Origin of the sequence: Chitinophaga filiformis (assembly GCF_021646545.1) — a bacterium.
GTDB lineage: Bacteria > Bacteroidota > Bacteroidia > Chitinophagales > Chitinophagaceae > Chitinophaga > Chitinophaga filiformis_A.
Genome location: NZ_JAKIRP010000001.1, coordinates 405,758 through 431,268 on the forward strand (window position 1 = coordinate 405,758; position 25,511 = coordinate 431,268).

The 25,511-nt window shown below is 45.8% G+C and carries 18 protein-coding genes and 1 pseudogene; 8 read left to right on the top strand and 11 right to left on the bottom strand.

What is annotated here, in order from left to right; translation table 11 throughout:
* Window positions 1–23: 23 nt before the first annotated feature.
* From L3C95_RS01635 to L3C95_RS01645, 3 genes are all read left to right on the top strand, one after another.
* Window positions 24–488 (top strand): hypothetical protein, encoded by a 465-nt coding sequence (locus L3C95_RS01635; RefSeq protein ID WP_236384405.1) that lies wholly within the window; start codon window positions 24–26, stop codon window positions 486–488.
* A 220-nt stretch (window positions 489–708) separates the two neighbouring features.
* A complete protein-coding gene (locus L3C95_RS01640) occupies window positions 709–3,744 on the top strand; it encodes a SusC/RagA family TonB-linked outer membrane protein (RefSeq protein ID WP_236384414.1) in 3,036 nt (1,011 codons plus the stop codon).
* A gap of 14 nt (window positions 3,745–3,758) precedes the next feature.
* Complete coding sequence (locus tag L3C95_RS01645) at window positions 3,759–5,150, top strand: SusD/RagB family nutrient-binding outer membrane lipoprotein (protein WP_236384416.1); 1,392 nt, start codon at window positions 3,759–3,761, stop codon at window positions 5,148–5,150.
* Window positions 5,151–5,217: 67 nt separating this feature from the next.
* On the opposite strand, the gene L3C95_RS01650 is transcribed toward L3C95_RS01645, so the two are convergent.
* The gene (locus tag L3C95_RS01650) at window positions 5,218–5,925 is read right to left on the bottom strand and encodes an SIMPL domain-containing protein (protein WP_236384418.1); all 708 of its coding nucleotides are present in this window, start codon (window positions 5,923–5,925) and stop codon (window positions 5,218–5,220) included.
* A 224-nt stretch (window positions 5,926–6,149) separates the two neighbouring features.
* Between L3C95_RS01650 and L3C95_RS01655 the strand changes: the two genes are divergently transcribed.
* Window positions 6,150–8,099 (top strand): lectin-like domain-containing protein, encoded by a 1,950-nt coding sequence (locus L3C95_RS01655; protein ID WP_236384423.1) that lies wholly within the window; start codon window positions 6,150–6,152, stop codon window positions 8,097–8,099.
* Between the two features lie 133 nt (window positions 8,100–8,232).
* On the opposite strand, the gene mfd is transcribed toward L3C95_RS01655, so the two are convergent.
* Entirely contained in the window at window positions 8,233–11,610 is a 3,378-nt protein-coding gene (mfd, locus tag L3C95_RS01660) for a transcription-repair coupling factor (RefSeq protein WP_236384424.1), read from the bottom strand.
* Window positions 11,611–11,719: 109 nt separating this feature from the next.
* Here mfd and L3C95_RS01665 point away from each other — a divergent pair, with 109 nt between their 5' ends.
* Entirely contained in the window at window positions 11,720–12,439 is a 720-nt protein-coding gene (locus L3C95_RS01665) for a ferredoxin--NADP reductase (protein WP_236384426.1), read from the top strand.
* A gap of 88 nt (window positions 12,440–12,527) precedes the next feature.
* On the opposite strand, the gene L3C95_RS01670 is transcribed toward L3C95_RS01665, so the two are convergent.
* From L3C95_RS01670 to L3C95_RS01690, 5 genes are read right to left on the bottom strand one after another with little or no spacing between them, the layout of a single operon-like run.
* Window positions 12,528–13,958 (bottom strand): glycine--tRNA ligase, encoded by a 1,431-nt coding sequence (locus tag L3C95_RS01670; protein WP_236384429.1) that lies wholly within the window; start codon window positions 13,956–13,958, stop codon window positions 12,528–12,530.
* 44 nt (window positions 13,959–14,002) lie between these two features.
* Window positions 14,003–14,956: a YihY/virulence factor BrkB family protein gene (locus L3C95_RS01675; RefSeq protein ID WP_236384430.1), complete on the bottom strand. Its 954-nt coding sequence runs from the start codon at window positions 14,954–14,956 to the stop codon at window positions 14,003–14,005.
* A gap of 26 nt (window positions 14,957–14,982) precedes the next feature.
* On the bottom strand, window positions 14,983–15,309 hold the full coding sequence (locus tag L3C95_RS01680; RefSeq protein ID WP_236384433.1) for a nucleotide pyrophosphohydrolase: 327 nt from the start codon (window positions 15,307–15,309) through the stop codon (window positions 14,983–14,985).
* Window positions 15,310–15,318: 9 nt separating this feature from the next.
* Window positions 15,319–15,771, bottom strand: a complete 453-nt coding sequence (gene dtd, locus L3C95_RS01685; protein ID WP_236384438.1) for a D-aminoacyl-tRNA deacylase — start codon at window positions 15,769–15,771, stop codon at window positions 15,319–15,321.
* Window positions 15,772–15,814: 43 nt separating this feature from the next.
* Window positions 15,815–17,164 (bottom strand): hypothetical protein, encoded by a 1,350-nt coding sequence (locus tag L3C95_RS01690; protein WP_236384441.1) that lies wholly within the window; start codon window positions 17,162–17,164, stop codon window positions 15,815–15,817.
* A gap of 108 nt (window positions 17,165–17,272) precedes the next feature.
* Here L3C95_RS01690 and arfB point away from each other — a divergent pair.
* Together arfB and L3C95_RS01700 are read left to right on the top strand one after the other, a co-directional pair.
* Window positions 17,273–17,653: pseudogene (gene arfB, locus L3C95_RS01695) on the top strand (alternative ribosome rescue aminoacyl-tRNA hydrolase ArfB); the annotation flags it as partial.
* Between the two features lie 26 nt (window positions 17,654–17,679).
* Window positions 17,680–19,215: a polysaccharide biosynthesis C-terminal domain-containing protein gene (locus L3C95_RS01700; protein WP_236384454.1), complete on the top strand. Its 1,536-nt coding sequence runs from the start codon at window positions 17,680–17,682 to the stop codon at window positions 19,213–19,215.
* A gap of 29 nt (window positions 19,216–19,244) precedes the next feature.
* Here L3C95_RS01700 and L3C95_RS01705 read toward each other — a convergent pair whose 3' ends face one another.
* The gene (locus tag L3C95_RS01705; RefSeq protein WP_236384457.1) at window positions 19,245–19,883 is read right to left on the bottom strand and encodes an MBL fold metallo-hydrolase; all 639 of its coding nucleotides are present in this window, start codon (window positions 19,881–19,883) and stop codon (window positions 19,245–19,247) included.
* 56 nt (window positions 19,884–19,939) lie between these two features.
* On the opposite strand from L3C95_RS01705, the gene L3C95_RS01710 reads away from it, so the two are divergent.
* Window positions 19,940–23,323, top strand: coding sequence for a hypothetical protein (locus tag L3C95_RS01710; protein ID WP_236384459.1), 3,384 nt, complete (start codon window positions 19,940–19,942; stop codon window positions 23,321–23,323).
* A 55-nt stretch (window positions 23,324–23,378) separates the two neighbouring features.
* On the opposite strand, the gene L3C95_RS01715 is transcribed toward L3C95_RS01710, so the two are convergent.
* Genes L3C95_RS01715 through L3C95_RS01725 form a run of 3 tightly spaced genes read right to left on the bottom strand, consistent with a single transcriptional unit; the run spans window position 23,379 to window position 25,481 of the window.
* Entirely contained in the window at window positions 23,379–23,741 is a 363-nt protein-coding gene (locus L3C95_RS01715; protein WP_236384461.1) for a diacylglycerol kinase family protein, read from the bottom strand.
* A gap of 21 nt (window positions 23,742–23,762) precedes the next feature.
* Window positions 23,763–25,130 carry a cell envelope integrity protein CreD gene (creD, locus tag L3C95_RS01720; protein ID WP_236384462.1) on the bottom strand — a complete coding sequence of 456 codons (1,368 nt, stop codon included), beginning with the start codon at window positions 25,128–25,130 and terminating at the stop codon, window positions 23,763–23,765.
* A 51-nt stretch (window positions 25,131–25,181) separates the two neighbouring features.
* Window positions 25,182–25,481, bottom strand: a complete 300-nt coding sequence (locus L3C95_RS01725) for a winged helix-turn-helix domain-containing protein (protein WP_089829004.1) — start codon at window positions 25,479–25,481, stop codon at window positions 25,182–25,184.
* Between the last annotated feature and the right edge of the window lie 30 nt (window positions 25,482–25,511).

Genomic DNA, 25,511 nt, shown 5'->3' on the forward strand with positions numbered 1-25,511 from the left:
TACCTGAAGAAATTACCTATCCTATGAAACTCAATTCCCTTTTGGGGTTCCTGTGCCTGTGTCTGGTCGCTTTCACGTCTTGTGATAAGGAAGAAGTAGTCAAGGCATCCGGATCCTGCTCTTTTAAATTTGACGGTAAATCTTTCTCCGCCAACACTTCTTACGGAGAAGCTTTCGACACCACCGGCATAGGTAAGAAAGTCCTGATGATACAGGGATTAACCGGAACCCTGAACAGTGCGATCGCACTGATGATTGTTTTCCCCGACGATACATTAGTAACTGGTACTTTCACAACAGCGCAACACGCTAGTATTGTGTTCACAAACTCTGTATCAGGCGCCGAGGCGTATGAAAGTACAAGCGCTACAATAAAGATTACAAGCATAAATAGTAACTATGCCGAAGGCACATTCGACGGCATTTTAAACAATGGTGAAACAGAAAAGCCATTAACGGACGGAACGTTTAAAGTAAACATTAATTGATCATCGTTTTTTTTGAAATCTTTTTCCATCGTGTCCCGCCTCTCAAGGCGGGACTTTTTTTTGGTTAATATCCGTCTATAGATAGTCAAGAATCATAAAAAGGTTAGCCCCCTTCCGCTATTACATTTGAGTACACATCATTTTTAGTCATTTGCGCAGATGACGGGATAAGTTATTTAGAGAGGGGAATTCACAAAAAACCAATATCTAATCTCGTTGTATGAAAAGAAACTTATTTAACCTGCTGGCATTGCTTGCGGGACTGCTGGCCTATTCCTCGATAAATGCACAGTCGCGGGGAATAGACGGAACAGTGACCGATGAAAAGAAACAACCAGTCAGTTTTGCCTCAGTTATTATCAAAGGCACATCTAAAGGGACAACCACCGCACAGGACGGATCATTTAAACTTGAAGTAGCCCCGGGAGCAACACTCCTTATTCGTGCAGTAGGATACACCGTTAAAGAGATTCCTGTGGGCAATGAACAACATTTTAACATCACACTTACAGAGAATGCCAGCGATCTGAATGAGGTGGTGGTAACAGCACTGGGCGTCAGGAAAGAAAAAAGGAATCTCACCTTCAGCGCCCAGGAAGTCAAGAGCGACGAAATACTTCGGGCGAAAGAGCCAAATGTACTGAATGCGCTTACCGGTAAGGTAGCAGGTGTTCAGATCACCAGTTCTTCCGGTATGCCCGGTAGTTCTGCACGTATCGTGATTCGCGGTATTACCTCCATCTCCGGCGAAAACCAGGCATTGATGGTCATGGATGGCGTGCCTATCAACAATGATGAAAGCGGCGGTACTTACAATGGTGGTCCCGGTTCCAACAGACTGGCCGATATAGATCCTGCAACTATCGAAAATATCAACGTGCTGAAAGGTGCTGCTGCCACTGCTTTATATGGCTCTGCCGGCGCACGCGGCGTTGTGCTCATCACCACTAAAAAAGGAACTGCGAGCCGTAAACCTGTGGTGTCATTGTCCTCCGGTCTTTCTTTTGAAAACACCATCTTTCCGGACAGACAATACACCTACGCGCAAGGCGATAAAGGGGTATACATCGATGGTGAGACCAGGAAGTCCAGCACCTCCTGGGGACCGCGTATAGATACCTTAACGGCCAACGGACAAAAAGTTCAGGCACATAATCCCCTGGAAGAATTTTTCCGCACAGGCGTTACATCTAACAGCACTGTCAGTGTATCTGGCGGTAATGCCGCTTCTAATTATTTCATGTCCTATTCTTACTTCGATCAGAAAGGAACGATACCCAAAACATCTTACGCCCGTCATAGTGTATTCACTAAATACAGTACACAGATACTGGACAAGCTGAATGCTACATTTCAACTGACTTACAGCACTGCAAAGAATGATAAAATGCCGGAAGGATATGGACTGGAAACACCGCTGTGGACTGTATTTACGGCGCCTGTGTCCTACAATCTGAAACCGTATCTCAATCCCGATGGCTCACAACGCCTATACCGCAACAGCCGTAATAATCCGTACTGGGTATTGGACAATGTACTGAACTCCACCAGGGTGAACAGATTCCTTCCTGTAGTCACTTTTGTATATAGTCCTTTTGACTGGTTGTCTATTACAGAAAGAGCAGGCGCTGATATCTATGCTGATCAGCAGAGTTACCATGTGAACATGAAAGATATTACTTACGCTACCGGTCTCACTTATAGCAACAACAAAAACTTCCGGCAGTTTAACCATGACTTCATTGTACAACTGAGAAAACAGTTCGGTGCTAAAACAAATGCAAGCTTACTGTTAGGGAATAACGTCTATTCTGAGCACGGCGACTTTATGACTGCGTTGGGACTTGGTCTGGCAAAAGCGGGTTATTACAATATGGCGAGTGCATCATCTGTAACATACACAGAATCACAATACCTGCGCAGGAAAGTTGGTTTTTATGCACAAGCGGAGGTAGACTATAACCGTTTACTGGTCTTGTCGCTCACAGGAAGATATGACGGAAGCTCCGTATTATCTACAGAAAACACCTACTATCCATACGGCTCCATAGCTGGCGGATTTATCTTCTCAGAGCTATTCCATGATAAGCTGAAAGAAGTGATCCCTTTTGGTAAAATAAGGGCGTCATACGCATCAGTAGGTAACGATAATGTGAAACCATATGCGACCACCACTCCTTACTATCAGGCGATCATTTATGGTGATGTAAGCAGCAACCTGACATTTCCTTACAATGGACAGAATGGTTTTCTGATCAGTTCTTCATTAGGTAATCCTAATCTGAAAAATGAATTACAGAAAGAAATGGAGCTGGGATTGGAAATGAAATTCCTGAAAAACAGGATAGGCCTGGAGGCTTCTTATTTCGACAGACGTATGTCGCAGGGTATAGTAGAAAACATCTCACTGGCTAACTCCACAGGATATGCCAGCACCACTATCAATTCTGCGAAGATGTCTACAAAGGGTATTGAAGTATTATTAACACTCTCTCCGGTAAGAACAAAAGACTTCAACTGGGATGTAACTGTGAACTACACTAAGCTGAATCAGAAGGTAGAACACATCGGCGGCGGACTGACACAAACAAGCATAGGAAGTATCTACGCAAAAGAAGGAGAACCATGGGGTCTTATTTATGGCACCAAATACGCACGCACAGCTGATGGTCAACTACGCATCAATGAGGCAGGCTTACCTTATGCCTCCGGCGATTTTGACGTAGTGGGCAACATTACTCCTGATTGGATAGGCGGTATTACGAATCAATTACGCTACAAACAATTCGGACTGAGTTTCTTCTTCGATACAAAACAAGGTGGGGATGTACTGAACTCTGATGATGGTTATGGCCTGTATTACGGCACCTCTGTTGCTACAGCAAAAAGGGAAGACAGGGTAGTGCCTGGCGTCAGCGATGTAACAGGCGCGCCAAACAAAGTATCTGTTACAGGGCAAAGCTACTTTCAGCAGATCAGTGGTATCACAGAAGCTGTCATACAGAATGCATCGTATATCAAACTGCGTAACGTAAGTCTTTCTTATACACTCGCCAAAGGCAGCAGCAGACTACCTTTCAAAGATGCATCCATTGTACTGACAGGTCGCAATCTGTGGATACATAAAGATGCCAGCTTCAGCGGCGGTGATCCGGAAGTGAATTCATGGGGCGCCGGCAACGGTGGATTAGGCGTTTATACGTTCTCTGCTCCTACTTCCAGGTCATTTGACTGTACGTTAAAATTCACCTTCTAGTAAATCATCGCTATATGAAAAGATCGTTCATCATTATATCCATGCTGACGGCTATAACGCTGTCAGGATGCCGGAAATTTCTCGACGTCAATCAGAATTCAAACGTACCTTCAGACGTATCTGAGAGCCTGTTGCTGGCTCCCGTGGAAGCAGGTGTTTCCCAGTATATAGCAGCAGGCAACGCAGCCAGCCTCGTTAATCAATGGATGCAAAACTGCGTGCCTAATCAGCCTTTACCAAACACTGTCAACTACATGGTAACAAGTTCCACATTTGACGACTTCTGGAACTCACATTATGTAGTAGTGTTGAATAACCTGAACATCCTCGATAAACAGGCAACAGCGAATGGTAACCTGATGTACGCAGGTATTGCGAAAGTGCTGACAGCCTATACCCTCGGTTCGGCTACAGATCTGTGGGGAGACATTCCCTACTCACAGGCGTTCACAGGAACAAACAATACAACTCCGCCCTATGACAAACAGGAAGACATTTATAAAAGCATACAGGCCCTGCTGGATGAGGCTATCACACAACTGAATTCAGCTACTGGCGCTAGTCCCGGTTCGGATGATTATTACTATGCAGGAGACATGAGTAAGTGGGTAAAGATGGCTTATACATTGAAGGCGCGTTACTATATGCACCTTACAAAAGCACCGGGATATGATGCAGCAGCACAGGCTAACCTTGCATTAACCGCATTATCCAACGGAATGACCAGCAACGATGACGATTGTGCATTCAGCTACAATGGTACTTCTACTTCATCTAATGCGTGGTATCTGCACTTTTACAATACATCTACGCTTGTACTTTCTTCTCACTATGTAGATTCGCTGGTAAAACATAATGATCCGCGTTTACCCTATCTGGTTAGTAAAGCAGAGAGTACAGGATTATATACTGGTAATGTGATCGGTTCAGGAGCAGGCAATTTGAAAGACTTCTCCGTACCAGGTAGTTTTTATGGCAATATTGCATCCAGGGTATATATAGTGAATGCTGCAGAAGCACTGTTCCTGAAAGCAGAGGCTACTTATATTACTTCAGGATATACTGCTGCCCAGCCAGTATTCAGGCAGGCCGTTGCAGGCAACCTGCTGAAACTCGGGGTTGATACTACCGGTGCTGCTGCACAGGCGTATTTGTCAAAGAGAGGAGTATTAACTGCAGCCAATGCGTTGCAGCTTATTATCGAAGAGAAGAACACAGCTAATTTCTTTTCAACCGAAAACTATGTAGACTGGCGCCGCACAGGCTATCCTGCAATAAAGATGATCGCTAATAATCAGGTAACAAGTTTGCCTCGCAGATTCCTGTATCCATTGAATGAGATCACTGCCAATCCACAGGAACTACAGAAAGCAAAACTGACAGATAAAGTATGGTGGGATAATTAAACATCATTATAATAAAAAAAGGGAGCGCACATAACGTGGCTCCCTTTTTTTATTATGCTACAGGTTATTATTTAATAAAGAAGACAGCTCTTACTTCAGCGCGTACTTTTATCTTTTTGAAAGATGCAGCATCTGCTGATTCAGCGTTACCGGCACGTGCATAAGCATTGGCAAATACAGCAGGTTGAACATCTGCATAGTTATCAGTATTGATCTCCTGCACTTCCAGTACACCATCAATTGTATTGCCGATAGCTTCCAGCATATAAGTTGCTTTCGCCTTTGCAGCCTGTAATGCTTTAGTCTTCACCTGCTTGCGGTAGTCTTCCATTTTGCTGTGTGTATAGCTACTGATATTCACGCTTTCGATGCCTTCAGCATCTACTGCACCCAGGATAGCATTTACTTTATCAAGGTTGCTGAGTTTAAGGCGATATTGTTTACGCGCCATGAAATCAGGATCTTTCTTCTTTTTATTCCACCAATAGTCATAGTTAGTACCGAATACATTAGCAATGGTGAGATCTGATGCAGGGATGCCGGCCTCTTTCACTGCTTTCTGCAGCTGGCTCTCCAGTGTGCTCATTTCTACTTTTGCGGTCTTATTTTTGAACTCACGCAGGGCAATATCAAGATAGATCTCATCGGGAGTGATCTCTATTTCTGCGGAGCCTGTTACTTCGATCTTTTTAACAGGAGGTTTATTGTCTGTCTGCTGTGCCTGACTTAATGATGCTACAAATAATCCTGCCAGTAAAAACATTACCTTTTTCATACTGTTGTGATTTGAGTGTTAATTGAATAATTATGGTTTCCGTTTGTTTGACTATATGATGCTACTTTATATCATGATTCCATAAATGGGGTAAAAATTATTTCCCGGTATACCAGCATACAATACTTTACAATTAAAGATATATGGGTTGCTTGCCTTTAACGTTTCAGACCTGTATATGTTACACAGATTATTTTTTTTATTTTACTGGCAGCAATAATCCTATGACAAGAGTATTACCGCTTTTAACAGGATTGTTATGGCTGTTATTATCCAACTTATCAATATTCGCCCAGTTACAAACTCCGTATATATTGAATGGTGCAGCAACCCAGCGGACTTGCAACTGTTATGTGCTAACTGAAGATGTGACCAACACGAGCGGTACTGTATGGAATAAAAACAAGATCAGCCTGAATGATTCTTTTGATTATTACTTTGATATAAATCTTGGCTGCAAGGATGAAACCGGTGCCGATGGGATGGGGTTTGTCCTGCAGACACAGGGCACCAATCTTGGCACAGCAGGTCAGGGACTCGGGTTTCAGAACATCAGTCCTTCACTCGGTGTGCTTATAGATACATGGCAGAACATGGCAGATGGAGATCCCGATTATGATCACGTATCTATACAGGTCAATGGCGATATATCCCATCTGACTGCCAACAATCTGGCAGGTCCGGTGACGGCACTGGCTGACAACGGAAACATTGAAGACTGCAACTGGCATATTTTCAGGATCAGATGGGATGCGGTAAACAAACTACTTGAAGTAAGTATTGATGGCGTGTTGCGCGTTTCCGCACAAAAAGACCTCGTAGCCGACATATTCGGCGGCAACCCAATGGTGTACTGGGGCTTTGGTTCTGCCACCGGTGGGAGCTCCAACAAACAACAGTTCTGTGCAGCTCTCCGGCCACAGTTACAATTCGACAATAATCAGCTATTCTGTGATGGCTCTCCTATCGTATTTGGCGATGATTCGAAGTCGTTCGGTACCATTACGCGCCGCTTATGGGATTTTGGCGATGGCACTACATCTTCCGTTGCTGACCCTCCGCCACATCTTTATGCCAAAGCAGGAGAGTATGAGGTTCGGTTGGTAATTGAAGACAACAGCGGCTGTATTTCAGATACGATGAAACAACAGGTGATCATCGGTTCTTATCCTGTACCCGACTTTACTGCTGATCTGTTATGTACAGGCCGTCCTGTTACTGTCACCAATAAAACGACATTAGAAGTAGGCACGATCCGGCAATGGGATTGGGATTTTGATAACGGACAGACATCAGGTTTACAGCATCCTTCTATTGCATATGCTGACACAGGTACCTACCGGATAAAACTACAGGCGACGTCTACCCAGGGATGCAGCGCCGGCATTGAAAAAACAATGGAAGTATATGCTACACCCCATATCGGTGCTAGCGGAGAAAATGCCTGTATCGGCATGCCTATCAACTTCACCGGCACAGATCAAACGCCTGCCGTTCCTTTATCGCAATGGTATTGGGATTTCGGCAATGGTGAGCAGCAAACCGGTCAGCAGATCAGCTATGTTTATCCCGCAGGTGGCGCCTATCAGGCTACTTTACGTGTTATGAGTACTGATGGCTGTTTCTCCGACACATCAGCCGTATCTGTTACGGTCACTGATATCAATCTTTTTGCAGGCCATGATACGCTCGTTGCCCGCGATCAGCCCTTACAGCTGAACGCGCAAACCAGCGGAAGCGGACTGCAATTTGCCTGGTCCCCCACAGCAGGACTGACAGACCCCGGCATTGCAGATCCGATCGCTTATCTTCAGCAGGACCAGGTATATCATCTCACGGTGACATCGCCGGAAGGTTGTATCGAAATAGACACCGTAAACGTGAAAGTTTATGCTGGTCCGGAGTTTTATATTCCCACAGCATTTTCTCCCAATAATGATGGCCGTAATGATGTTTTCCGGGCTATTTCACCCGGTGTATCCCAGCTGGATTTTTTCTGTGTATGGAACAGGTGGGGGCAGGAGATATTCAGAACACAATCCCTTTCCGGCACCTGGGATGGTTATTTCAAAGGCACGCCCATGCCTGCAGGTACATATGTGTGGATGATACAGGGAACAGATTATAAGGGAAGATCATTCAACAGGAAAGGGACTGTAACAATAGTCAGATAAAACACTACCAGATTCCATCAAATACCCGAATAAACAGGAAGAGCCTGTATCAGATACAAGCTCTTCCTATTTACGATCTTCGCTCGCGCTCCGCCAGGAGCGCTGTGTTTGTAGCGCGGGGTTTCAACCCACATCAGTCATTCCTCGCATCCTCCATTGCCTTCAGAAAATCATACAGGACACTCATTGACCTGATACGATCTGCCACCAGCATGAAATTCTTTCCTACCTGTTTCAGCTTCGCATTATTTACTCTTGTCTGCAGGTAAGTAAGGATATGATTAAACGTAGGTGATTCGAAGTATGGTGAATCCGGATTGTTAATGAAGTAACAACGCAGCGTTTCATCTTTCAGCATCATCTTTTCAAAGCCCAGTTTGATCGCCATCCAGCGACAACGGATCATGCAGAGCAGATCTTTCACAGGTTCAGGCAGCGGACCAAAACGGTCTACCAACTCTGCTTCAAATGCCTGGAGTTTACTTTCCAGGGTGATGTTATCCAGTTCCTGGTAAAGGTTCAGACGTTCCTGTATGCTTTCTACGTAACTGTCGGGTATCAGTATTTCGAGATCTGTATCGATGGTACAATCACTTACGAAGTCTTTCTTCTCTTCGAGTTGCTCCTTAAAGAGATCACGGAATTCATTCTGCTTCAGTTCGCGGATAGCTTCATCCAGGATCTTCTGGTACATATCAAATCCAATCTCTGCCATAAAACCACTCTGCTCACCACCCAGCAGGTTACCGGCGCCACGGATGTCCAGGTCACGCATAGCGATCTGAAATCCACTACCCAGTTCACTGTGCTGTTCTAATGTCTGCAATCTTTTACGGCTATCGGCAGGCAATGTGCTCATAGGAGGTGCCAACAGATAACAGAAAGCCTTTTTATTGCTACGTCCTACACGTCCGCGCAACTGGTGCAGATCACTTAATCCAAAATGGTGTGCATTGTTGATGATGATGGTATTCGCATTTGGAATGTCCACACCACTTTCCACGATGTTAGTACATACCAGTACGTCATATTTTCTGTCAATGAAATCGAGGATCACTTCTTCCAGCTGATGTCCTTCCATTTGTCCGTGTGCAGTAGCAATGGATAGATCAGGACACAGGCCTTTTATGAGACTGCTCATTTCGCCCAGTCCCTTCACCCTGTTGTATACGAAGTATACCTGGCCACCACGTTCTGTTTCGTAGTAGATCGCATCACGGATCAGATCATGATCAAATACATGTACTTCGGTTTCTATCGGCTGCCTGTTAGGCGGCGGTGTATTGATGACAGACAGGTCTCTTGCGCCCATCAGAGAGAACTGCAGTGTTCTTGGGATAGGTGTTGCCGTTAGTGTCAGTGTATCCACATTCACCTTCAGCTGTTTCAGTTTTTCCTTGGCAGAGACACCGAATTTCTGTTCTTCATCGACAACCAGTACACCGAGATCTTTGAACTTTACTTCTTTCCCCAGCAGTGCATGTGTACCAATGATGATGTCTATCTTTCCTTCTGCGAGTTTCTGGAGTGTTTCTTTTTTCTCTTTAGCAGATTTGAAACGGTTCAGATAATCCACCGTGCAGGGGAAGTCTTTCAAACGGTCTGCAAAGGTCTTATAGTGCTGGAAGGCCAGGATAGTAGTAGGCACCAGTACAGCAGCCTGTTTACCATCTACGATGGATTTAAAGGCCGCACGGATGGCAATCTCTGTTTTACCAAACCCTACGTCGCCACATACGAGACGGTCCATCGGAGAAGGAGACTCCATATCCCTTTTCACATCGGCTGTAGCCTTGCTCTGGTCGGGTGTATCTTCATACAGGAAGGAGGCTTCCAGCTCCGTTTGCAGGTAGGTATCCATCGTATGAGCAAATCCTTGCTGGGCCTTACGGACAGCATAGAGTTTGATCAGGTCTTTTGCGATATCTTTTACCTGGGTTTTAGCTTTTTCCTTCAGCTTATCCCATGCATCGCTACCCAGTTTATTCACACGTGGTTCGACGCCTTCCTTACCGGAGTATTTACTGATCTTATGCAGGGAGTTGATGTTTACATACAAGAGGTCATTGTTCTTGTATATAATACGGATCGCTTCCTGCATCTTACCACCTACCTCGATCTTCTGCAAACCACTATACGTGCCCACACCATGATCTATATGCGTCACAAAATCGCCCGGCTGCAATTCGCGCAGGGTTTTCATGGTGATCGCCTTATTCTTGTTGTATGCCTGCTTTACCTTGTATTTATGGTAACGCTGGAAGATCTGGTGATCGGTATAACATACCAGTTTCAGTGTATGGTCTATAAAACCATGGCTGACAGGAGATGGGATAGGGTAGAAGGTAAAGTCCGCTTTCAGATCTTCGAAGATACTGCGCAACCTTTCCAGCTGACGGGCATTCTCTGCGAAAATGAAGAGTGTATATTTATTCTTGTTGTGTGCATCAAGGTCTTTGATCAGCATATCAAACTGCCTGTTAAAGACAGGTTGTTCCTGCGTTTCAAAGTTGAGTGGTATAAAGGGACGGTTTGTCTCTTCCCACCACTGGCGGTTGCTGAATACAACGCAATGCCTGCGCAAAAGCTCATGCATCAGCGGATGCGCTTTGACGAAATCAGTTTCTGCCAGCGTTATCTTCTCATCGTCGCCTACCTTCACCGATTGACCCGTTTGCAGGAATGCATCCAGCTTTTCTTCCAGCTGCAGCACGACATCCTGTATGTAACCGGGGTCTTTCATCCAGACGATGGTATTTTCCGGCAGGAACTCCAGCAGAGACGTCTTCTGATGGTTGAGACCCTGCGTATCCATATTGGCGATGAGGGTCACCTGTGTCAGCTTGCGTTCGCTCAGCTGCGTTTCGGGATCAAAGAGACGGATGGAGTCAATGTCTTCACCAAACAGTTCTACACGATAAGGCTTCTCATTGCCGAAGGAATAGATATCGAGGATACCACCACGAACAGCATATTGCCCCGGCTCGTATACAAAGTCTGTATATTCAAACCCCCAGCCAACAAGTTTCTCCAGCAGCTCATCTACTTTTAGCACGTCGCCCACTTTCAGCTGTACCATATTGGTGCTGAAGGCCACGGAGGCCGCCACCTTTTCCCAGAGCGCTTCCGGGTAGGTAACCAGTATCTTTTTATGTATTGCCGGTCCGGAGAACTTCATGAGTGCTTCCGTACGCAGCATACTATGACTGCTGTTGATCTCGTTGAAGTAGCCGGCCTTTTTGAAGGAGTCCGGGAAATAGAAGATATCCAGCGCCTGACTCAATGACTCAAGGTCATTATGGAAGTAGGCAGCCTCTTCTTTATCGTTGAGAATGAAAAGATGGTTAACGGAATTGGCCAGCTCCCACGCTCCCGCTGCTATAAATGTGGTGGCACTTCCGGTTAGTCCTGTTAATTGAAAATACTGTGGATCGGACAAATGTATCCCTTTCACCAGCTGTTGCAGGCGGGAATCTCGCTGGTACAGTTGTAAAACAGCCTGTATATTCATGAGGGTTGCAAAGATACGGAATTACTGCATTTGTCCATCGCAGCTTATCCCGCTGGAAGCCAACGGGCTATGGACAATTTTGGTTATATTTAGTATAAATTCCACACAAATGCTTGACCAATGGTATAAAGGGCAGGTAACCCGTATCGTACAGGAAACGCATAATACGCGCAGGTTCTGGATTCAGATCCCCGAAAAGGAGCGCTTCGACTTCAAAGCAGGTCAGTTTGTAACCCTCGACCTTCCCATACATGAGCAAAAGAACAAGCGCTGGCGCAGTTACTCCATCGCTTCTCCGCCAGATGGCACCAATACAATAGAACTCGTCATTGTGCTCCTGGAAGGTGGTGCTGGCACCACTTATCTGTTCAATGAGGTCACTGAGGGTAGTGAGTTGACACTAAAAGGGCCGCTGGGGCACTTTACCTTGCCGGAGCAACTGGACAAGGACCTGTTCCTGATCTGTACGGGCACCGGCATTGCCCCTTTCCGGTCGATGGCTCAGTACATCAAAGCGCACGACCTGCCGCATCCTCCTATCCACCTCATTTATGGCTGCCGGCAGCAATGTGATCTGCTCTATGCCTCGGAGATGTGTCAACTGGAGCGGGAACTGACAGATTTCCATTATATACCGACCCTCTCCCGGCAGGACGATCTATGGACAGGACGCAAAGGATATGTGCACCTGATCTATGAAGAACTGGCCCGCAAACAGCCCGCGCATTTCTTTCTATGTGGCTGGAAGAACATGATAGATGAGGCTAAACAGCGGATACTGGCCATGGGGTACGACAGGCATGACATTCACCAGGAGCTGTATGGATAGTCCATACATGACAATCTGATACTATATATCTCATAAAAAAGGCGGCATCAGTTGATACCGCCTTTTTCCTATAAATCACTTTTATTTTCTATTCGTTGATCTTATTCAGCACGATCTCTTTCACTTTATCCATTGGCACCCTTTCCTGCTCCATGCTATCGCGGTAGCGGATAGTAACGGTGTTATCTTCCTTGGTCTGATGATCGATGGTTACGCAGAAAGGAGTACCGATGGCATCCTGACGCCGGTAGCGCCTACCGATAGCATCCTTCTCTTCATAAAAGCAGTAAAAGGATGATTTACATTTATCCATCAGTTCCTTCGCTATTTCCGGTAAACCGTCCTTCTTGGTGAGCGGGAAGATAGCCAGTTGAACCGGCGCCAGCTTGGCAGGGAATCTCATCACCACACGGCTGTCTTCTTTACCATCTTTGCTCAGGTCTTCCTCCGCGTAAGCGTTGCAGATTGTCAACAGGAACATACGGTCCAGACCAATAGAAGTTTCTATTACGTATGGGATGTAGTTCTGGTTGGTTTCGGTATCAAAGTACTGGATCTTCTTTTTGCTGTATTCCTGGTGGCTCTTCAGGTCGAAGTCTGTACGGGAGTGAATACCTTCCACTTCTTTGAACCCGATCGGGAATTCAAATTCGATATCCACAGCGGCATCGGCATAGTGTGCCAGCTTAACGTGGTCGTGATAGCGGTATTTTTCCGGAGATGTGCCCAGGCTGAGGTGCCATTTCATGCGCTCTTCCTTCCAGTAGGCATACCATTCCTTCTGGGTGCCAGGGCGGATGAAGAACTGCATTTCCATCTGCTCAAATTCACGCATACGGAAAATGAACTGACGGGCTACGATCTCATTACGGAAAGCCTTACCTACCTGCGCGATACCAAAAGGTATCTTCATACGGCCGGTTTTCTGTACGTTCAGGAAGTTTACGAAAATACCCTGAGCAGTTTCCGGACGCAGATATATTTCACTTGCCTCATCGGTCACACTACCTAACTGGGTAGAGAACATCAGGTTGAACTGACGAACTTCTGTCCAGTTTACAGTGCCGCTTACAGAACACTTGATCTTATTATCTTCTATCAGCTTTTTCAGTCCCGCGAAGTCATTATCCTTGAGCAGGTTATCCATCTGCTCAATTAATGCATCACCCGCTTCTTTGGAGAGCGTTTCAGCATGGCCTTCTATCAGATGATCAACACGATAGCGTTTTTTACTGTCTTTATTGTCGATCATCGGGTCACTGAAATTATCAACGTGACCAGATGCCTTCCAGGTAGTAGGATGCATAAAAATGGCAGCATCAATCCCGACGATATTCTCGTGCATCTGGGTCATGCTCTTCCACCAATAGTCGCGGATGTTCTTCTTTAACTGAGCTCCGTTCTGGCCATAATCATATACTGCACTTAAGCCGTCGTATATTTCACTGGACTGGAACACGAAGCCATATTCTTTACAATGCGAGATAATCGCCTGGAATTTGTTCTGATCTGTAGCCATAGTGGCGCAAATATAATAAGGGTTTTCGGATTTAAAGATGGCGTTTAGCTACCTTTTTCTTGCTCGATCGGGGCCGTTAAGGGCAATTCATCAGTTTCCACGGGCACTTCCTTGACATATACGGCATATTCATTGGGCCTGATCTTGCCCCCAAAATGCTGAACATATACTTGAGTAAACTCAGCTCCAAAGTACAGGATAATGGCTGAATAGTACACCCAAAGCAGGATGATCACGATGGAACCGGCCGCCCCATAGGCAGTGCCGACTTTACTTGAACCAAGATACATCCCGATAGCGAATTTTCCTATCATAAACAGGATGGCTGTTGTCACAGCGCCGATAATAACATGTTTCCACTGCACTTTTGCATCGGGCAGTACTTTAAAAATGATAGCGAACAGCACGCTGATGATCACAAAGGTCAGTACCAGGTTAATAATGTATACCAATACCATCGTTACCTGCGGAAAGAGAACCGACAGCTGGTTGCTGAACAATGCAATAATCCCGTTTAAAGCCAGGGAGACCATCAGGATGAATCCAAGGCTGATGACTATTGAAAACGACAGCAGGCGGTTGAGGAGCATCTTCACCAAACCATTCTTGGGCTTGGCTTTCAGCTGCCAGATGAAGTTTATTGAGTCCTGAATTTCACCGAATACACTCGTGGCACCGATCACCAGGGTTACAACCCCCACTATGGTGGCCCAGCTGGAATCGCCCGAAAGAGCAGCATTTTTGATCATCTGCTGGATCTGTATGGCGGCTTGATCTCCTACCATATTTCTGATCTGCCCGTATATACTTCCTTCGATCGCCTCTTTTCCAAGAAACACATCGCATAGTGTGATAATCACGATCAGCATGGGAGCAATGGAAAAAATAGTGTAATAGGATAGTGCGGCGCTGAGTTTGAGCACCTTATCGTCCATGAAATCATGAAAGGTCTGTTTCAGGATCAGCCACAAGTTTTTTACTTTCTTAACGATCTTCATATAATAGTTTTAACAAAAAACCTGCCTTATTGGAGCTTCTCATTGTCCTTGTGCCTGCTGGCGTCCCTGATGTTTTTCTTCTCGAAATTCTTTTCCAGAGCGGCGGTCATGTCCACTCCGGTCTGGTTGGCAATGCAGAGCAGTACCCATAAGACGTCCGCCAGCTCATCCCCCAGATCCTTTCCCTTATCAGACTCTTTAAAGGATTGTTCACCATACTTACGGGACATGATACGGGCTACTTCCCCCACTTCTTCAGTCAGGATGGCCATGTTGGTCAGCTCGCTGAAATAGCGCACACCAACGGTCTTTATCCAGCCATCGATCTTTTCCTGTGCTTCCTGGATGGTCATATTGATGATTTATTCCTTTGATTTCGTGTCTATAATGATCGTAACAGGGCCGTCGTTCAGCAGTTCCACCTTCATGTCTGCTCCAAAAATGCCGGTAGCAATACGTTTCCCCATATCAAAAGTTAACTGGCTGATCATCTGTTCATACAGCGGAATGGCTATATCTGGTTTACTGGCCCTGATATAGGAGGGCCTGTTTCCCTTTTTGGTAGCCGCATGCAGGGTGAACTGACTTACCAGCAGGATATCGCCATTCACTTCTTTTACAGAACGGTTCATGACGCCTTCCTCGTCGTTAAAAATACGGAGGTTGACGATCTTATTACTTAACCAGGTAATATCTTCGGTATTATCAGCATCCTCAATGCCCAGCAATACCAGCAATCCTGTCTGGATATTGCCGGTAACACTGCCATCTACAGTCACGGATGCCTTAGATGCACGTTGTATAACTGCACGCATATGTGTAGTATGTTATTTTAATTGCGCCGGGAAATTAAAATATTTATGCGGTATGTGTGAAAATATCACCGGCTTCAGGATCCTGCACTTTTATAGTGTCTTCTATTTCCAGTTTTGGATAAAACAGTTCCAGCATCAGGTAATAGTAGAGATAGAGAAATGATAAAGACAACAACAGGTATTCGTTCAGTGCAAACAATATTGTTATGATATTCAAAGCCATTACCAGCAACAGATAAGTCTTACTGCTACGCAATTTCACATAGGCAAAGATCTTTAAAAGGTATAGTGCCCCCAGTAACGCGGCTCCCGACAAAGCTAAGCCGGTAGGCGCCGTCAGCAGGTAATAGATATTGTATACCGTTACTGCAATACCGGAAATGATCATCGTCTGCTGGGCTGCATACCTGTCAGATTCCAGATATAATACAGCATGTTCCTCCTGTGTAGCCGGTTTGTCTTTGTCAGATAACAGCTTTAACACTGCAATAATATTAACGACAGGGATGTAATGCATAATGATCACCCAGGGATTATATTCTCCGGTCGTCAATGCCCTGCCGGTAATGACATTTCTTAGCAAGCCGGCAAGAGAATATACACACAGAACAGCCAGCAATAACCTGAAAATAACAAAGGCGATAACGGTTACAGGCAGTGGTGTGCCTTCAAAGAAGTTGGACATTAAATAGGTGAGTTCACCAATACTACCCATGTAAATAAACCATATCGCTAAGAAGATGAAGAAATATTCCCACCCACTGATAGTCTGTATACGGGACTGAAGCTTTATAAAAAATGTCGGCCATCTGAAACTGTTCTCCGTCAGGAAAATAACTGAGTAATAAGAGACAAAAGTACCGTAGGTTGTCAGCAGAAAAGCAAGAGATTTCACCACCTCCATCCAGAATCCGGACGCATTCAGCCATCCCAGCGGGATTCCGCCCGTCGGACTGCCTGTTTTAGGGATGACAAAATAGATGACGGCGGCCAGCACTGCTGCTCCTATTTTATCGCTCATTCCGTTCAGATAAAAGCGCGTGATAACGATCACGAGCACAACCGCAAATGAATTGACATAATAGATCAGAGAAGTATTTTCCTGGCTGCTGTTTGCTTTCAGAAACTCATTCAGGACAATCTGCAGACCGTAAGCTAAGAGCACCACGAATGCCAGTACACCAAACTGCTTCACATCCTTTTTAATAACAGCTTCCCATGTTACCATACACAAGGTGGCAAACGCCAGGAACACTGCATATTGCATCCCCAGACTAAGCGATAATATTGACGGGAATATGCTGTCAGCGCCCTTTTGTATTGTGCAGGCGATAAGTACGGGAATCCAACTGGTTTTAAGTATACGCAACTGTACAGGAGTAAAGAAATTCATGGCACACAGGATTTATAAGGATGGAGGGCAAATAAAATCATTTACCTTTAGTTAAATTACGATAATCAATTATAAAGAAACGTTAATTAAATGAGTGTAGATCTTTCCGCCGAAATCACCTTCCGCACCGCCAGGAGCGGGGGAAAGGGCGGACAAAACGTGAATAAGGTGGAAACCATGGTGGAGGGTTATTTCGATATTGCCGCTTCATCTTTGTTAACCGAAGAACAAAAAACACTGGTACAGGAAAAGCTGGCGCACCGCATCAATGCAGAAGGACTGCTGCAGGTACGATCCCAGGAAGAACGCACCCAGCTGGGCAACAAACAGCTGGTGGTAAAAAAGATGAACGAACTGGTGAGTAAAGCCCTCATCAAACCCAAAAAAAGGGTGCCCACCAAACCGTCCAAAGCAGTGAAGGAGAAACGTATCCAATTCAAAAAACGACTGTCTGAGAAAAAACAACAGCGCAGGAAAGGGCTGGAATAATTAATTTTGGCTAAAATTTCAGGGAATTGAGTATAAAATCACTGGCAGGACAAACGATCTACTACGGCTTTAGTAACATAGCGAGCAAGCTCCTAAACTACTTCCTCACACCGCTCTACCTGGAGCTGATGACACAGGCTTCGTACGGGGAGATGTCTACAGTATACGCTTATATTCCATTCCTGAATATTATCCTGACCTATGGTATGGAAACCGCCTTCTTCCGGTTTGCCAAAAAGGAGAATAGTCAGACGGTGTTGAGTACATCCACCATCTCATTGCTGTTCTCTACCATTGGTTTTACAATCTTACTCCTGTTCTTCCGTGGACCTGTTATCCACTCTTATATTGGTGAACTGAGCGGACTTGACACGCATCCGGTGTTCTTTACCTATCTGGTATTGATCATGGCTTTTGATGCGCTGACGGCCATTCCCTTCGCCCAGCTGCGGCTGGAGAATAAACCGGTCCGTTATGCCATTATTCGCCTGGCAAACATTCTGACCACCATCGGGTTTAACCTCCTTTTCCTGGTCATTATCCCGAAAATGCGTGCTGCAGGACAGACCTGGCTGCCGGATATACGTCCGGGTAACCAGGTAGGTTACATTTATCTGAGCAATGCGCTGGGAAGTGGTATCACGCTCTTGCTGTTCCTGCCTCAGCTCATGCGTATCCGATGGCAATTTGATACTGCCGTATGGAGACAGATGCTGAATTATTCTATTCCGCTGATCTTTTTCGGGATGGCTGGTATGGTGAATGAGACCTTTGACAGGGCATGGTTCCTGCCGCAATTCCTGCCGGGGAATAATATGACGGATAAAAAAGAGCTGATCGGGATCTATGCCGCCAACTACAAACTGGCGATCCTTATCACGATGTTCATACAGGCATTTAAGTTAGGCGCAGAACCTTTTTTCTTCAAACAGGCAGAAGGCAAAGATCCGCAGAAAATGTATGCCCGCATCATGAAACTCTTTGTGGTGCTGTTATGTATGATGTTCCTCTTTGTAAGCCTGTACCTCAATGTCTGGAAGATCTTTCTGCGCAGGCCGGAGTACTATCCGGGTATGAAGATCGTTCCCATTCTCTTGCTGGCCAATATGTTCCTGGGCATCTACTATAACCTGACCATCTGGTTCAAGCTGACTGACCGGACCAAAACAGGCGCTATGATCACAATTATCACGGCGGTACTGGCCTTTTTACTGAACTGGTGGTGGATCCCTGTGATGGGATACTTCGGTGCAGCACTGGCCACTATGGTCTGCTATTTTGCCCAGATGGCCATCTGTTATGCACTGGGACAGAAGTATTATCCGGTGCCTTACCATCTCCCGCGCATCCTCACGTACATAATAACCGCAGTGCTGACATTTTACCTGTATGACCTTCTGAACAGGACCCTGCTGTCTCCCGGCGATGTATACGCACTGAAGCCGCTGTCCCTGTTTGTGGCCACAGTCTTCTTTGGCGGCTATATCTGGTTCCTGCTGAAAATGGAAAAGAAGGAGTTTTCCAGGCTGCCGCTGATCGGAAAATTTGTGAGCAGGATTTAAACCTCTACAGTCCTGAAGAGTCTGAGTACTTACTGCAGGAAGGGGTTATGCCGCTTTTCAAAACCAATAGTGGTGGACTGTCCGTGACCGGGATACACCCTTACCTCATCGGGCAATACGAACAATTTCTGCTGAATGCTGTTAATTAAAGTTTGATGGCTGCCCCCGGGCAGGTCTGTACGGCCAATACTCTGGTAGAACAGCACATCTCCACCAATAAGGATTTGCTGGCTGGCGGAATAAAAACACACACTCCCCGGTGAATGACCAGGAGTCAGCAATACCTCCAGCTCATCGTCGCCAAACTGTATTTTTTCGCCGTCTTCCAGGAACCGGACCGGCTCTGGAGAAGGTTCAAAGGGAATATTATACATTTTACCTATTTCAGGAGAACGGTCCAGTACAATTTTGTCCTGAGGATGTATTTCCAGGCCAACTCCATAGGTCTTCACTACCAGCCTGTTACCGAAAATATGGTCAATGTGGCAATGTGTGTTCAGGAGCCGTGTAACTTTCAAACCCTCTTTTTCGATATAAGTGAGTAATTGTTTCCTTTCTTCTTCAAAATAACAGCCCGGGTCTATAATTATACATTCCTTTTTTTCGTTAATGAGTAAATAGGTATTTTCCTGAAACGGATTAAAGGTGAAATGTTGTATTTCCATCATTGTTGCCGATTTTTGCTATTTTTAATTCAGAACGCAATATTATCAATACTTTCTGTATGAACCGACTTACTACCAGGTTATTAATTACCGGTACCCTATTACTTGGCTCGTATCTATCCCAGGCACAGACCAATACCGTGGAATTTGGACAGAACCGCATACAGCATAAGAATTTTAAATGGCGTTACTATCAAACCCGTCATTTTAATACTTACTTCAGCCAGAACGGTCTGGAATTAGGGAAATACGTAGCACAGGTAGCAGAAAGGGAATTGCCACAGCTGGAACAATTCATGGAATTTACCTTCCGTCAGCGGGTAAATATTGTCGTGTACAACAGCTTCGGGGAAATGAAGCAATCCAATATAGGCATTGGCGTTGACTGGCAGAACACCGGTGGTATCACCAAGCTGGTGGGTAATAAGTTAATCGTGTACTTTGATGGCGACCATGAACACCTGTACAAACAGATCCGTGAAGGGATCGCCCGCGTTATGCTGGAAAACCTGTTGTTCGGAGAAGATATCGGAGAGTTTGCCGGAAATGCAGTGCTCATTGATTTCCCAAAATGGTTTACCGACGGATTTATAGCCTATGCAGCCGAAAACTGGAATACCCAGCTGGATGACGAACTGAAAGACGCTATCCAGTCAGGCCGATATAAGGACTTTTACCAGCTGGCCTACGAAAAGCCTACACTGGCCGGCCATGCCTTCTGGTATTATGTAGAAAGTAAATATGGCAAGGACGCTGTGCCTTACCTGATGTATATCTCACGCATCAACCGTGGACTGAAAAAAGGATTTGAGCAGGTACTGAGCCAGAAGCCTAAAAATGCGCTGAAGGACTTCATGGTCTTCAATGCCAAACGTTACCAGGACGATAACCGCCGCCGCCGTCAGAGTACCCGTGGCGCCCGTACCATCGCATCCAGGGAACTGAAGAAGTCAGACTTCTACCGTTTCCAGGCCAATCCGAAGAGCATTTATTATGCAGTGGTGGAATTTTCCAAAGGATTGTATAAAGTGCAGGTACAGCTCGCCGATATGAAGCCTAAGGTACTGCTGCGTAGCGGGGTAAGAATGCAGGCCAGCCAGCTGGACCCTAACTATCCGTTACTGGCATGGAACCAGAAAGGTAACCGTCTGGCCATTATCTACGAACATGAGGGCGTAACTAAGCTCATGGTATATGACCTCGTTACCAGAACTACTACCAAACAAGACCTTCCGCGCTTCGACAGGGTGATCGATATGAAGTACTTCTTCGAATACGACAACTCCCTGTTACTCTCAGCAGTGAAGAACGGTCATACAGATATCTACACTTACAGCATCACAAAGCAAACTGCGGAACAGATCACCAACGATGTATACGATGATCTGGACCCTTCCTTCGTAGCCTTCCCTGGTAAGAGCGGGATCATCTACTCTTCCAACAGGCCATCTCCCACCGCTAAAAGCGGGGATACCGTTCTGCCGGCAGGTCACTACAATATCTTCCTGATCGACAACTGGAACAAGAGCGCTGATAAACAGATCTCCCAGCTGACAGACATGAAGTATGGCAACGCACGTTCGCCGCTGCAATACAACAACACACACTTTACCTTCGTATCAGATATCAACGGTATCCGTAACCGTTATGCCGGTTTCTTTAAGACGGAAAGAACGGGAGTGGATTCCCTCTTCTTCATCGGGTCGGAGATCCTGCATAACCCTGACAAGGCCGACCTGGATTCAGCACTGGCAGAATATGGTACCTCAGCGCCTGATTCAGTAATGGCAGTATCGCTTACCAAAGATTCTACCTACACCTTCCCGATGTCGAACTACTCTTATGGTATTAAAGAATCCAGAGGAGCAGGCGACCAGAGCGAAGTATCGCAGGTGATCCAGCAATATGGCTATAAGAACCTCCAGAAGCTGAAGATCGATACCGTGACCCTGCGTAAAAGGAATGTAAGCAGTCGCCCTACCACTTTCAGGGCCCGCCAGATGCACGAAGACAGCCTGCGCCTGGGACTGCCGACTTATCATGAAAAGACGAAAGTCGACACCGCGAAGCATGACGATTTCTTCCAGAGTGAATTTGGCAAGGAAGAACAGGATTCCAGTGTAGCAGCAGAAACCCAGATAGCACAGATCCCGCTGATGGAACCTGTATTGAAGAAGGCAAAACTGCTGCCATATAAACTGAAATTCGCATCAGACTACCTGATACTCCAGATAGATAACTCTATCCTGATCAACAGGTATCAGCCGTTTACCGGTCCTCCTTCCGGCCCTATCAGGCTTGTGGATCCTGTGAATGGTCTGATCCGTATAGGTGTAAGTGACCTGATGGAAGACATTAAGATCAATGGTGGTTTCAGATTCCCTTCCAGCCTGGATGGTACTGAATACTTCATCTCTGCTTCCTATCTTAAAAAACGCTTTGATTATAAATTTACCTACTACCGCAGAGTAGATAAGTATAGCGGTATTGGTTTCGACACGCTGGGCAACCCGCTGGATTTCCCGGCCAAGATGAAGACCAATCTCTTCCAGTTCGACATACGTTATCCATTTGATCAGGCCAGAAGTGTCCGTTTACAGGTGGGCTACCGTAACGACAGGTTCGTAATAGCCGCTTCAGATGAAAACACATTGAAGCTGAGGAATTTTGCCGACAACTACGCATTATTACGCCTGGAATATGTGTATGACAATACCATCAACCCGGCCATCAACATCTGGCATGGTACACGCTACAAGATCTATGGCGATATGAACGCACAGATCAACGGCGACCTGAATGACGTATTCGATCAGGGGGCAGCTGCAGGCAAGGGCAAGTTCACATATAATATGGGTATTGATGTAAGACATTACGAGTCCATCTACCGCAACTTTATATGGGCTACCCGTTTCTCCGCAGACCTGTCATGGGGTACACGCAAACTGTTGTACTACCTGGGTGGTACCGACAACTGGCTGAACCCTAAGATCAACACCAATACACCGGTGAATATGAATGCAAACTATGCATACCAGACACTGGCAACTCCATTGCGTGGTTACAAACAGAATGCACGTAACGGTAACAATGTAATGGTGTTCAATACGGAATTACGCCTGCCGGTATTCGCCACCTTTATGAACAGGCCTATCAACTCAGCTATCGTACGGAACTTCCAGGTGACCAGCTTTGTAGATATCGGTACTGCGTGGAATGAGAAACTGAACTTTAAAGACGCTAACTACACTTATTACGACAATGGTAGCGGTGTAACAGTGAAAGTGAAAGAAGGTTTCCTCGGACCATTTGTAGGTGGTTATGGCTTCGGCGCCCGTACAACGCTCGCTGGCTACTTCCTGAGAGTGGATGCTGGCTGGCCGATGGTTGCGTTCTTCCGTGGTAAACCGATCTGGTACTTCGGAATGGGAGTTGATTTCTAAGAAGAATGAGCTTTAATATATGGAAGGGTCTCGCTTTATGCGAGACCCTTTTCTTTTACAGGATAGGGATAAAAATGACAGCGCCTGTGATGGCTGCCACTAAAGCCGAAACAAGTACTGCCCCCGCAGCAACGTCTTTGATCCATTTTACCCTCGGGTGGCATTCCGGCGACAGATGGTCCATAATCTTTTCAACAACAGTATTCAGCATCTCAGTGATCCATACCATCCCGGTTACTATCAGAATGGCGATCCATTGATTGGCAGACAATCTGTAATAAAAACCGGCCGCTACTACCAACACCGTTGCTACAGCATGAATGCGCGCATGTGGCTCACTGCGGAGAAAAGCGATGATACCCTCAAAGGCATATTTAAAACTTCTTAAACGCTGCAGCAGATAGCGACCGGTTTGCATGAGTATAACTGTTTATAATTTTTATAATTCTCCCCACTTGATCCTCCGGCTAAAGTACATCACAATAGCCAGTATTATAAACAGTCCAAGGCTACCCATGAGCAGGGCCTGATCTTCCGAACGGATGATGACATAAATAAACCCATAGAGCAGACTCAATACCCCGCCAACGCCTATGGCCATTCGGTTGCTTCGCAATACGCTGGCCGTATATATAGCTACCAGCAGAATGGTAAGTACAGCAGCAATCAGGTAAGCAATACTAAAGTTCAGTTGTTCTGCAAGAGCGATCAGCAAGGTATAGAATACACATAATGCTGCGCCGACTAATATATATTGTAATGGATGAACAGAGGAATGCTGTAGCAATTCAATAAAGTAAAATACCAGGAATGTAAGGCCTATGATCAGGATAGCGTATTTGACCGCACGGGTGGATTGCTGGTAGGTATCCACCGGCAGAAATAATTTCACACCGAAATCAGCTGAGTGCAGATTAGCATTGGCGCCAACCCAGCTTTGAGGAAAGTTGCGATTCAGGTTTGAAACCTGCCAGGAAGCAGTGAAGCCTTTTGCATGTACATTATGTGTATTGGGGAGGAAGGCACCGTCAAAACTGGGACTCTTCCAGTTGGAGTTCAGGTCGACCGTTGTCGTCTTTCCCACAGGAGAGAAGAACAGCTGGCCGGAGCCCTTCAGATCAAGATTGACAGCAAAGTTGCCGGCCACAATACCGGAATCTGATATTGTCAGTGGTACTTTTACCTGCATGCCATGCTCGAACAGGTTAGTAGCGGGGATACCCGGATTAAAATAGAGGTTCTGACCATTCCATTCTACGCCCGCCTGGTTGGTGATACCACGCATGTCATTGACCCCGACTGCCAGGTAAGCGTCTTTCAACAGCACAGTTGCCGGATCAATATTTAACCCGCTCAGATCCAGGGCCGAGAAAGCACCTTTGATCTGTAAATGAGAGCTATACACAGCTACTTCGTAGATACCACGCCGGCGTATTTCCGGTAGTAACTCACCATTTACAGCCAGTTTATCGGGCAGGAATACCGCCGTAGATGTCACTCCCGGTTTGCTATAGTAAGGTATTACCAGTACAGGTCCTGTAATGGTCTGAGCATCTCCCCATTTCCCACTGACTTCCCCTTTAGCTTCATATTGCCGTTGTTCCCTTTCGGAAATAAGCCCCAGGATCATGGCAGTGGGAATTAAGAGGAATATCACAAGAATACCGATGAGCACCGCTTTTACACCATAGGCATAACGTTCGAAAAAGGAAGGCCGGTCCTTAGCACCCTGTGAACGGATTTCCGTAGCAGGGGAAGGTTGGCCCGGAGGCAGGGGATTTGTTTCGTTGATGTTAGTTGTTTGCATATAATTATATTTAAAAGCACTTTGAACTTCAAAGTATAAGTACAAAAAAAATTACTCCATGGAGCGGATCATATTTTCGAGGGCGGCCAGGTGGCCTTTAAAAGCTTTTTCACCAGCTTTTGTAATAGAATAGGTAGTATTGGTTTTACGTCCTATAAAACCTTTGTGCACTTTGAGGTAACCATTTTCTTCCAGGGTACTGAGATGGGATGCCAGATTACCATCTGTCAGTTCCAGCATCTGCTTCAGGTCATTAAAGCTGACTTCCTCATTGACCATGAGGATACTCATCACTCCAAGCCGTATACGACTGTCAAAAATCTTATTTAAGTTACCTATGGGATTGTTCACGAGTACATCTTTATTATTTCTACTAGTTCC

What these genes read in the sequence shown, in the direction of transcription:
- L3C95_RS01635 (WP_236384405.1), top strand. Translation starts at nt 24, where the DNA reads ATGAAACTCAATTCCCTTTTGGGGTTCCTGTGCCTGTGTCTGGTCGCT.
- L3C95_RS01640 (WP_236384414.1), top strand. Translation starts at nt 709, where the DNA reads ATGAAAAGAAACTTATTTAACCTGCTGGCATTGCTTGCGGGACTGCTG.
- L3C95_RS01645 (WP_236384416.1), top strand. Translation starts at nt 3,759, where the DNA reads ATGAAAAGATCGTTCATCATTATATCCATGCTGACGGCTATAACGCTG.
- L3C95_RS01650 (WP_236384418.1), bottom strand. Translation starts at nt 5,925, where the DNA reads ATGAAAAAGGTAATGTTTTTACTGGCAGGATTATTTGTAGCATCATTA.
- L3C95_RS01655 (WP_236384423.1), top strand. Translation starts at nt 6,150, where the DNA reads ATGACAAGAGTATTACCGCTTTTAACAGGATTGTTATGGCTGTTATTA.
- mfd (WP_236384424.1), bottom strand. Translation starts at nt 11,610, where the DNA reads ATGAATATACAGGCTGTTTTACAACTGTACCAGCGAGATTCCCGCCTG.
- L3C95_RS01665 (WP_236384426.1), top strand. Translation starts at nt 11,720, where the DNA reads ATGCTTGACCAATGGTATAAAGGGCAGGTAACCCGTATCGTACAGGAA.
- L3C95_RS01670 (WP_236384429.1), bottom strand. Translation starts at nt 13,958, where the DNA reads ATGGCTACAGATCAGAACAAATTCCAGGCGATTATCTCGCATTGTAAA.
- L3C95_RS01675 (WP_236384430.1), bottom strand. Translation starts at nt 14,956, where the DNA reads ATGAAGATCGTTAAGAAAGTAAAAAACTTGTGGCTGATCCTGAAACAG.
- L3C95_RS01680 (WP_236384433.1), bottom strand. Translation starts at nt 15,309, where the DNA reads ATGACCATCCAGGAAGCACAGGAAAAGATCGATGGCTGGATAAAGACC.
- dtd (WP_236384438.1), bottom strand. Translation starts at nt 15,771, where the DNA reads ATGCGTGCAGTTATACAACGTGCATCTAAGGCATCCGTGACTGTAGAT.
- L3C95_RS01690 (WP_236384441.1), bottom strand. Translation starts at nt 17,164, where the DNA reads ATGAATTTCTTTACTCCTGTACAGTTGCGTATACTTAAAACCAGTTGG.
- L3C95_RS01705 (WP_236384457.1), bottom strand. Translation starts at nt 19,883, where the DNA reads ATGATGGAAATACAACATTTCACCTTTAATCCGTTTCAGGAAAATACC.
- L3C95_RS01710 (WP_236384459.1), top strand. Translation starts at nt 19,940, where the DNA reads ATGAACCGACTTACTACCAGGTTATTAATTACCGGTACCCTATTACTT.
- L3C95_RS01715 (WP_236384461.1), bottom strand. Translation starts at nt 23,741, where the DNA reads ATGCAAACCGGTCGCTATCTGCTGCAGCGTTTAAGAAGTTTTAAATAT.
- creD (WP_236384462.1), bottom strand. Translation starts at nt 25,130, where the DNA reads ATGCAAACAACTAACATCAACGAAACAAATCCCCTGCCTCCGGGCCAA.